Raw genomic sequence first — 9198 nt, 5'->3', positions numbered from 1 at the left:
TGAGCATGTGAGGAATAACGCTTACTTCCCCTCAAAAGCAGCATTCACCTCTGCTATCAAAAAGTTTTTTAATGTGACGCTACCAAAAGTTGCAGGCTCACTTGTATCCAGAATTACGGATAATTTTCAGATATTGAAGCCTGCATTTTCAAGTTGAACGGGTATATACCTTCTGTGGATTGATCATTTGGATATGACGAATAACGACATTTTTTACATTCGATCCTCCTACCTGTGACGTTTCTTGATCTTCCGCTACAGTTTTGACTGTAAACTGTAGTAAAATTACGCTAATTTGTTTTTATACCGATTTATTTTGAATTGAACGAGGTCAGTCCTATGTCAGCTAAGAAGCCAATGGCTCTAGTGATCCTTGACGGTTACGGTTACCGTGAAGACAACCAAGACAACGCTATCGCGAACGCTAATACACCTGTATTAGACGGTCTTATTGCTAACCAACCTAACACGCTAATCTCGGCTTCTGGCTTAGATGTAGGCCTACCTGATGGCCAAATGGGTAACTCTGAAGTGGGTCACACCAACATCGGTGCGGGTCGCGTGGTATACCAAGATTTAACGCGTATTACTAAATCAATCGCAGACGGTGAATTCGGCCAAACTGAAACACTCGTGAACGCTATCGACAAAGCGGTAAAAGCTGAGAAAGCGGTTCACATCATGGGTCTTATGTCTCCAGGTGGCGTTCACTCTCATGAAGACCACATCTACGCAGCCGTTGAAATGGCAGCAGAGCGTGGCGCAGAGAAAATCTACCTACACGCATTCCTAGACGGCCGTGATACGCCGCCACGTAGCGCAGAAAACACGCTAGCACGCTTCCAAGAGCTGTTCGCTAAGCTAGGCAAAGGCCGTGTGGCTTCGCTTATTGGTCGTTACTACGCAATGGACCGTGATAACAACTGGGATCGCGTTCAAGAATCTTACGACCTACTGACTCAAGCAAAAGCGGAGTTTACATTCGACACAGCAGTAGCTGGCCTAGAAGCGGCTTACGCTCGTGACGAAAACGATGAGTTCGTGAAAGCGACTGAAATCAAAGCAGAAGGCGAAGAGTCTGCCGCTATCGTAGATGGCGATGCGGTTATCTTCATGAACTACCGTGCCGACCGTGCGCGTGAAATCACCCGTGCGTTCGTACCTAGCTTCGACGGTTTTGAGCGTAACGTATTCCCAGCGATCGATTTCGTGATGCTGACTCAATACGCTGCAGACATTCCACTGCTATGTGCATTCCCACCGGCTTCTCTAGAGAACACTTACGGCGAATGGCTATCGAAAGAAGGCAAAACGCAGCTACGTATCTCTGAAACAGAGAAATACGCGCACGTGACGTTCTTCTTCAACGGCGGTAAAGAAGACGAGTTTGAAGGCGAAGAGCGTCAGCTTGTTGCTTCTCCAAAAGTAGCAACGTACGACCTACAACCAGAAATGAGTGCACCAGAGCTAACTGAAAAGCTTGTTGCAGCAATCAAAGGCGGCAAATACGACGCTATCGTTTGTAACTTCCCTAACTGTGACATGGTTGGCCACACTGGCGTTTACGATGCAGCAGTTAAAGCGGTAGAGTCGCTAGACGAATGTCTTGGCAAAGTGGTTGAAGCAATCAAAGAAGCTGACGGCCAACTGCTCATCACAGCGGACCACGGTAACGCGGAAATGATGGTAAACCCAGAAACGGGCGGCATCCACACAGCGCACACTAATCTACCAGTTCCACTTATCTACGTAGGTAGTAAAGACGTTGAGTTCAAAGAAGGCGGTAAACTGTCTGACCTTGCACCAACGATGCTTTCTCTGTCTGGTATTGATATCCCAGTTGAAATGTCGGGTGACGTGATCGTTAAGTAATTACTGTTTTTTTAGATAAATAGTTTTAACTTTCATCGAACATTAGAACGGCTGCGCGTGAGTGTAGCCGTTTTTTTGTATCTGGAATCTTATGCCTAGTATTGCTTGTCATACTTGGTGTTCAACATAAAGAGAGATTCCCTATCACGCTCGTCCCTCGCTGTAGGGAATGACAGGGAGTTATTTGCTAGCTTGAGTCAGAACCGAATGCTCAAAATCCAACAACCACTCTTTGCGGTTCATGCCGCCGGTATAGCCGGTTAATGTCCCATTTTCACCGATGACTCGGTGGCAGGGGACTACGATGCTAAATGGATTCTTGCCATTTGCACCACCCACTGCTCTTACGGCTTTTGGGTTGTCCATTCTCTTTGCTTGCTCACCGTAACTGATGGTTTCGCCATAAGGAATGGTTGTTAAAGCCTGCCAAGCTACTTTTTGAAAGTCAGTGCCTTTTATCGCTTTTAATGGCAAATCGAATTCTATTCGTTGACCTGCGAAGTACTCATCTAACTGTTTCGCTGCCAGTTGGCAAAGGTCATCTGGATTGCTAATCATTAGCTCTTCATGATTTACATGGTCAATTTCAATAAGCGACACACCATTACTCACAATGATCATCTTGCCAATTGGTGCGTCATAAAGCATTTTGTAAGTGGTGTCTTTCATGCCCTCTTCCTTTTTTTAGTCTTTTTCTGCTCTCAAGCTCTTCGAATCTCGAATCTCTCACCTGCTCTTAAGTCTTTTCGCATCTCGTATCTTTTTTTATACGAAGCGCAAACAAATACCCTGAAATGCCACCCATGATGTTCCCCAATGCTAAGCCGATAAACAACCCTTCGACGCCATCAATCTGGCTGCCGATCCAAGCGAAAGGCAATGTGAATACAAACAGGCGCATGAAGCTCCACTGAAAGGCTTTGAGTGGCTGATGCATGGCATTCATCGCGCTGATCAGCATCATTACAATCCCTTGGAATCCATAGCTAAACGGCACAACTAACAGGTAGTGCCACAAGATGCCTCGTACGGATTCTTCTTGAGAGAATAGAGCAGCCAAAGGAATGCTTAACGGCACCATCATTAAGAAAATCAAACCTTGGAACATCACCGCAAAGCGCATGCTTAAGAACAGAGCTTTGAAACTACGCTGTGGATTATCAGCGCCAAAGTTTTGCGCCATAAAAGGCGTGAGGGCAGAGGTTAAAGACATCAACACGATGATCAAAATCGATTCAATACGCTGGGCTGCACCGTAAGCAGCTATAGCTTCGGTTCCTTGTTTGGCTAACATCATCATGATAATAGCGCCAGCAATTGGATTCAGAGCATTGGAAAGGGCGGCGGGTGTGCCGATGGTTAAGATCTGTTTCCAGTCATCGATGATGTTTTTTAGTTTGGGCGGAGCAAGCAGCTTTTCTCGTATGGTTAATACATACAATGAGCCACACAACGCCCCAAACCAACTGAATCCGCTAGCAATGGCTGCGCCTTGAATCCCTAATTCAGGAAAAGGCCCGTAACCGAAGATGAGTAGCGGATCTAAAACACCATTGATCAGGCCTGCGAGCAGCATGATCTTGGCGGGCGTTTTTGTATCGCCTGTCGCTCGAATCGCGCTGTTGCCTGCCATGGGAATGACCAATAATGGGATCGCGAGATACCACACCGACATGTATTCCGATATCAGCGGCAGCAATTCTTGCTTTGCCCCTAACAGGGTAAACAGTGCTTCTAAGGAAATAATACCTAGCGTAGAAGCGCAGCCGACAAGAAGCAGAGCCAACAATAAGCCATGACAGGTAAAGCGTGCTGCATTTTGTGCGCTGCCTTGGCCAAGCAACCGACCGATACACGTCGATAAGCCAATACCAATCCCCATGGTGATGCAGTTGATGGCAAAGGTGACAGGGAAGGTAAAGCTAACAGCAGCAAGGGCTTGGGTTCCAAGCAACGAGATAAAGAAAGTATCGACGAGGTTAAACATCAAGATCGTCACCATACCGAAAATGGTCGGTATGGTCATTGTGCGCAATGTGTCTGCTATTGGGGCCGTTAAAAGCCCGTGCTTATCTTGCATGTAAAACGCCGTTTGAACTAGAATATGAGTAGAGTACAGTGAATAGTGAATAGTCTGAAGATCGCTTTCATAAAGTTTACAATTCACACATTACTAACGGTATGCGGTGTGATAGGATTCTGCCGTTATCAATTTCGATATTTTGAGAGATTTACAGTGAAGCAGCACACACAACCACAGTCGTATACCCAACAAAATCCGCCGATGTACATTCCAAATGATGAGATCGACCTAAGAGAGCTTTTTAAAGCTTTGTGGGATGGTAAGCTCTTAATTATTTTGGTCACGGCTTTATTTACGTCTAGTGCTATTGGTTTTGCTTTACTGGCTCAAGAATGGTGGTCTTCTGAAGCCGAGATTACAAAAGCTGAACTTCAAGATAGAATAATGTATCAGCAGCAGGTAAAACAATTTCAACCTGCCTTCTCTATTTATCAAGCAAATGGTTCAACCTCTGGTAGTGAAGAACTCGATTATTTAGTTGATTCTCAGGTCATATTTCAACGATTTGTTGAATTGTTTAATTCAAATAATAATAAACAAGCTTTCTTAGATGAAAGCCCAGAGTTTCAAGATATTAAAGATAATCATTTTGCGAATGCTTCTGAGGTAACTGAAGAAGCTTCCCGCGAGCTACACATAGAGTGGTTAGAAAGGGTCTCTGCGTCACTGACAGACAAGAAGGACAAAGATGCACCATATGTTCTGAGTTTTCAATCCATGACAAAAGAAAGCAGTTTTGATTTATTAAGCTCTTATATTGCTTTCACTGAGGTTCAAGTTCGTGATAATGCATTTGATCATCTTGAAGCTCTCGTTTTTGGTGAGCGTAACGAGCTACTCCAGCAAAAAATAGTTCTTGAAAATAAGGCTAGAAACAAGTTGCTTTCTGAAATCGAGCGCGCGCAGTCTGCCTTGAAAATTGCCAAAGCAGCAGGTGTAGATACCCCTCTTTTAAGTGGTAACGCAAGAGATTTTTATGCAATTGAACTTGGCTCAAAAGCTTTACAAGAAAAAATCAAGATTTTGGAGTCTGTAAAAAATCTCACTGTTTTAGAGCCTCGTCTTCTCCAGATAACGGCTCAGTTAGATATGTTCGACAGTATTAAAATCGATCGAACCGTTGATTTTCACGCATTTCGTTACCTAAGTGATGTTGAACCGCCAGCCGCTCGTGACAAACCTAAACGTGCTTTGATCGTTGTCCTTGGTACATTGTTAGGCGGTATGCTTGGGGTTGCGATTGTTCTAGTACGCTTTGCGTTTAGAAAAGAAGATTAAGCTTCAAATGGCTAGTGTTACTCACTAGCCATTTTTCTTTTTACATCCATTGTTGTTTGAGTTCCCTCACAAAAAGTCTCTTTCACCCCTTGGGTTCTTCCACATCGCCCCAACATATTGGGTAACCCCATGCCAATCGTGGCAACTATCAAATTAAATGGAAATTATCAGGAGATCCGACCGATGAATATCCGTCCTCTACACGACCGAGTTATCGTTGAGCGCCAAGAAGTTGAATCTAAATCTGCTGGTGGCATCGTTCTAACTGGTTCTGCCGCTGAAAAATCAACGCGCGGTACTATTCTAGCTGTTGGCAAAGGCCGCATTTTAGAAAATGATTCAGTACAACCATTGGACGTTAAAGTTGGCGATACTGTTATCTTTTCTGAAGGCTACGGCACTAAAACTGAAAAGATCGACGGCAAAGAAGTTCTGATCATGTCTGAAAACGACATCATGGCGATCGTTGAGTAATCCGACCCATAAAACTGAACTGACTGAATAAAGAATTTTAAAGGAAATTAAGATGGCTGCTAAAGACGTTAAATTTGGTAACGACGCACGTATTAAAATGCTTGAAGGTGTAAACGTTCTGGCTGACGCAGTAAAAGTAACGCTAGGTCCTAAAGGCCGTAACGTTGTTCTAGACAAATCATTTGGCGCACCGACTATCACTAAAGATGGTGTTTCAGTTGCACGTGAAATCGAACTTGAAGACAAGTTCCAAAACATGGGCGCACAAATGGTTAAAGAAGTGGCTTCGCAAGCGAATGACGCGGCGGGCGACGGAACAACAACAGCAACAGTATTGGCTCAGTCTATTATCGCTGAAGGCCTAAAAGCGGTTGCTGCTGGCATGAACCCAATGGATCTTAAGCGCGGCATCGACAAAGCGGTTATCGCGGCTGTTGAAGAGCTGAAGAACCTTTCTGTTCCTTGTTCAGACACAAAAGCTATCGCGCAAGTAGGTACTATCTCTGCGAACTCTGATTCGACAGTAGGTAACATCATTGCTGAAGCGATGGAAAAAGTAGGTCGTGATGGCGTTATCACGGTTGAAGAAGGTCAGGCTCTGCAAGACGAGTTAGACGTAGTTGAAGGTATGCAGTTCGACCGCGGTTACCTATCTCCTTACTTCATCAACAACCAAGAAGCCGGTTCTGTTGATCTAGATAGCCCGTTCATTCTTCTTATCGACAAGAAAGTGTCGAACATCCGTGAACTTCTTCCGACTCTAGAAGCGGTTGCTAAGGCATCTCGTCCACTTCTTATCATCGCTGAAGATGTAGAAGGCGAAGCGCTAGCAACTCTTGTTGTGAACAACATGCGTGGCATCGTTAAAGTGGCTGCGGTTAAAGCACCTGGTTTTGGCGACCGTCGTAAATCTATGCTTCAAGACATCGCTATCCTAACGGGCGGCACGGTTATCTCTGAAGAGATCGGCCTAGACCTTGAAAAAGTAACGCTAGAAGACCTAGGTCAAGCTAAGCGTATTACGATCACTAAAGAAAACTCAACCATCATCGATGGTGCGGGCGATGAAGTGATGATCAAAGGTCGCGTTTCTCAAATTCGTCAACAAATCGAAGATGCAACGTCTGACTACGACAAAGAAAAACTTCAAGAGCGCGTAGCTAAGTTAGCTGGCGGTGTTGCGGTAATCAAAGTTGGCGCTGCTACTGAAGTTGAGATGAAAGAGAAGAAAGACCGCGTTGAAGATGCACTTCACGCAACTCGCGCTGCTGTTGAAGAGGGTGTGGTTGCTGGTGGTGGTGTTGCACTTATCCGTGCTGCATCTAAAGTTGCTGGCCTTGAAGGTGACAACGAAGAGCAAAACGTAGGTATCCGTGTTGCACTACGTGCAATGGAAGCACCTATTCGTCAAATCACTAAAAACGCAGGCGACGAAGAATCTGTTGTTGCTAACAACGTTCGTGCTGGCGAAGGTAACTACGGTTACAACGCTGCTACGGGTGAGTACGGCGACATGATTGCTATGGGTATCCTAGATCCAACTAAGGTAACGCGTTCTGCACTTCAGTTCGCAGCATCCGTTGCTGGTCTTATGATCACAACAGAAGCGATGATCACTGATAAGCCACAAGATTCTGGCTCTGCAATGCCTGATATGGGTGGCATGGGCGGTATGGGTGGCATGGGCGGCATGATGTAAACGTCCTGCCTTAATCCAGTAAAGTCCAGTAAAGCCCCGTAAGCCAAGTGTTTACGGGGCTTTCTTTTGTTCTGAGTTCCTATAGTATCCAATGTAAGCTCATGACTTCTGCGGGTTTAAGGGGTTTGATGAGGGGTATCGTAGTTTTTGAAACTGTAAAATTAGTGGTGTAATATAATGGTACCCCTCATTTGGTACCCCTCCTAGGAGTTTAAAATGGCACTTAAAGCACTGGATGTTAAGAATTTCTCATGCCCTGTAGGTAAATCTCAGATTAAGAAATCTGATGGTAATGGTTTGTTTTTACTTATAAAAATAAATGGCTCTAAGCTTTGGAGGTTTCGTTTTAGGTATTCAGGGAAGTACCAAGAAATGGCTTTAGGAAAGTACCCCTCCGTATCCCTTAGCGAGGCGCGGAAATTAGCAGAAGAAGCAAGGGCATCTTTGGTTCACGGCATTAATCCTATGGATGAACGCAGGGAGAGGAAGCGTAGCAAGGGGGAAGATAAAAATAAGCTGTTTTCTACGATAGCTCTGAAGTGGTGGGATCAAAAAAAGGACTCTTGGTCAGAAGATCATGCTGCCCGAGTTAGGCGATGGATAATCATTGACTCAAAAAGTATTTGTAAACTGCATCTCGATGAGATTGATACAAGACATATTACTGATCTCATGTTGGCAATTGAGGCGGCTGGTACCCCAAAAAAAGCTCCGAATATACTAGCTGTTATTAATAGGGTATTTGGATATGCATTAGGTCATCGATTGACTCGAAATAACCCAGCTCAAGGTCTGCCGCTTGGAGATATATTGAAGCCGTTACCGAAAGTTCAGCATAGAGCTGCAATTGTTAAACCCAGCGAACTAGGACAATTGATTAAAGATATTGATACGAATCAATCAGGGAACTACTGTACGATAGAAGCTCTTAGGCTTATACCTAGAGTCTTTTTAAGACCAACTGAAATAAGAAATCTAAAGTGGGACTATATTGATTTTGAAGATTGTTTAATCAGAATTCCTGCTGAAGAGATGAAGCGTAATCGTGAGCATCTTGTACCAATGTCACGACAAGTTGTGGATCAGTTAAGGAATGTTAAATTAGTGACGGGCTATTCGCCTCTTGTTTTCCCTAACCAAAGGGATAGCAATAAGCCGATGAGCAAGAATATATTAACTAATCGTTTACGAGATTTAGGGTACCCCGCAGATGTAATGTCAGCTCATGGTTTTAGAAGTACAGCTTCAACTATTTTACATGAGAAAGGCTGGAATTCTGAGGTGATCGAAACACAGTTAGCTCATTTGACGGGAACGGCAACGTCAAGGGCGTATAATCGCTCACTTTACTTGTCAGAAAGGATCAAACTAATGCAGGAATGGGCTGATTACTTAGATATTTTGTCAGATGAGCACTAGATGTGATTGATTCAGTGTTGGGGCAATGTTATCGAGCTTGCCCCCCAAAATAATACTGTTTATGCTGCACGTTCAAATATGAGCATTACCCTAAGACCTTAAACACCTGCTCCAAAACGACTGGTGGGATGGGGTGTTTATTCTTCCAAATGAGCTAGATCAGCACTCGATAGGCGTGAACTTTAATCACCTCCTCGACCTCTGGCTGGCGTACTAAGTTCAAGAGTTTCACTTTAAGAGTGTATATTTGATTTTGATACCAGAAGAAGCCTTCCTTACCATGTAGATAATAATCTGGTTTCTGAGCGTCTAAGTTTTCCTTTATGTCATCGTACATACTTTCTTTATCGGCAATTCTGATCCGCACCAGCAG

7 protein-coding genes and 2 pseudogenes are annotated in these 9198 nt (G+C 44.3%); 6 read left to right on the top strand and 3 right to left on the bottom strand.

From position 1 onward, the window contains the following. Together AB4589_RS20530 and gpmM are read left to right on the top strand one after the other, a co-directional pair. Window positions 1-157 (top strand): annotated as a pseudogene (locus tag AB4589_RS20530) (IS630 family transposase); the annotation flags it as partial. Between the two features lie 182 nt (window positions 158-339). Further along, the gene (gene gpmM / locus AB4589_RS20525) at window positions 340-1872 is read left to right on the top strand and encodes a 2,3-bisphosphoglycerate-independent phosphoglycerate mutase (protein WP_372101593.1); all 1533 of its coding nucleotides are present in this window, start codon (window positions 340-342) and stop codon (window positions 1870-1872) included. 180 nt (window positions 1873-2052) lie between these two features. Here the strand turns inward: gpmM and AB4589_RS20520 are convergent, their stop codons facing one another. Together AB4589_RS20520 and AB4589_RS20515 are read right to left on the bottom strand one after the other, a co-directional pair. Then, window positions 2053-2541, bottom strand: a complete 489-nt coding sequence (locus AB4589_RS20520) for a methylated-DNA--[protein]-cysteine S-methyltransferase (RefSeq protein WP_372101592.1) — start codon at window positions 2539-2541, stop codon at window positions 2053-2055. A gap of 67 nt (window positions 2542-2608) precedes the next feature. Next, window positions 2609-3952: an MATE family efflux transporter gene (locus tag AB4589_RS20515; protein WP_372101591.1), complete on the bottom strand. Its 1344-nt coding sequence runs from the start codon at window positions 3950-3952 to the stop codon at window positions 2609-2611. Window positions 3953-4108: 156 nt separating this feature from the next. Here AB4589_RS20515 and AB4589_RS20510 point away from each other — a divergent pair, with 156 nt between their 5' ends. The 4 genes from AB4589_RS20510 to AB4589_RS20495 all read left to right on the top strand — a co-directional run bounded on the left by AB4589_RS20510 (window position 4109) and on the right by AB4589_RS20495 (window position 8825). Beyond that, window positions 4109-5233 (top strand): LPS O-antigen chain length determinant protein WzzB, encoded by a 1125-nt coding sequence (locus tag AB4589_RS20510; RefSeq protein WP_372101590.1) that lies wholly within the window; start codon window positions 4109-4111, stop codon window positions 5231-5233. A 183-nt stretch (window positions 5234-5416) separates the two neighbouring features. Continuing rightward, window positions 5417-5707, top strand: a complete 291-nt coding sequence (locus tag AB4589_RS20505) for a co-chaperone GroES (RefSeq protein WP_372101589.1) — start codon at window positions 5417-5419, stop codon at window positions 5705-5707. A gap of 52 nt (window positions 5708-5759) precedes the next feature. Then, entirely contained in the window at window positions 5760-7406 is a 1647-nt protein-coding gene (gene groL / locus AB4589_RS20500) for a chaperonin GroEL (RefSeq protein WP_372101588.1), read from the top strand. 216 nt (window positions 7407-7622) lie between these two features. Further along, on the top strand, window positions 7623-8825 hold the full coding sequence (locus tag AB4589_RS20495) for a tyrosine-type recombinase/integrase (RefSeq protein WP_102294658.1): 1203 nt from the start codon (window positions 7623-7625) through the stop codon (window positions 8823-8825). 154 nt (window positions 8826-8979) lie between these two features. Here the strand turns inward: AB4589_RS20495 and AB4589_RS20490 are convergent. Beyond that, window positions 8980-9198: pseudogene (locus tag AB4589_RS20490) on the bottom strand (hypothetical protein); the annotation flags it as partial.

The sequence above is a fragment of the Vibrio sp. 10N.222.49.A3 genome, assembly GCF_041475145.1.
Lineage (GTDB): Bacteria > Pseudomonadota > Gammaproteobacteria > Enterobacterales > Vibrionaceae > Vibrio > Vibrio tasmaniensis_A.
The sequence above is the reverse complement of the archived record's forward strand: the minus strand, read 5'-3'. Positions and strand labels throughout refer to the sequence as shown.

Coding starts and splice junctions, on each gene's coding strand:
- gpmM (WP_372101593.1), top strand. CDS start 340: ATGTCAGCTAAGAAGCCAATGGCTCTAGTGATCCTTGACGGTTACGGT.
- AB4589_RS20520 (WP_372101592.1), bottom strand. CDS start 2,541: ATGAAAGACACCACTTACAAAATGCTTTATGACGCACCAATTGGCAAG.
- AB4589_RS20515 (WP_372101591.1), bottom strand. CDS start 3,952: ATGCAAGATAAGCACGGGCTTTTAACGGCCCCAATAGCAGACACATTG.
- AB4589_RS20505 (WP_372101589.1), top strand. CDS start 5,417: ATGAATATCCGTCCTCTACACGACCGAGTTATCGTTGAGCGCCAAGAA.
- AB4589_RS20495 (WP_102294658.1), top strand. CDS start 7,623: ATGGCACTTAAAGCACTGGATGTTAAGAATTTCTCATGCCCTGTAGGT.
- groL (WP_372101588.1), top strand. CDS start 5,760: ATGGCTGCTAAAGACGTTAAATTTGGTAACGACGCACGTATTAAAATG.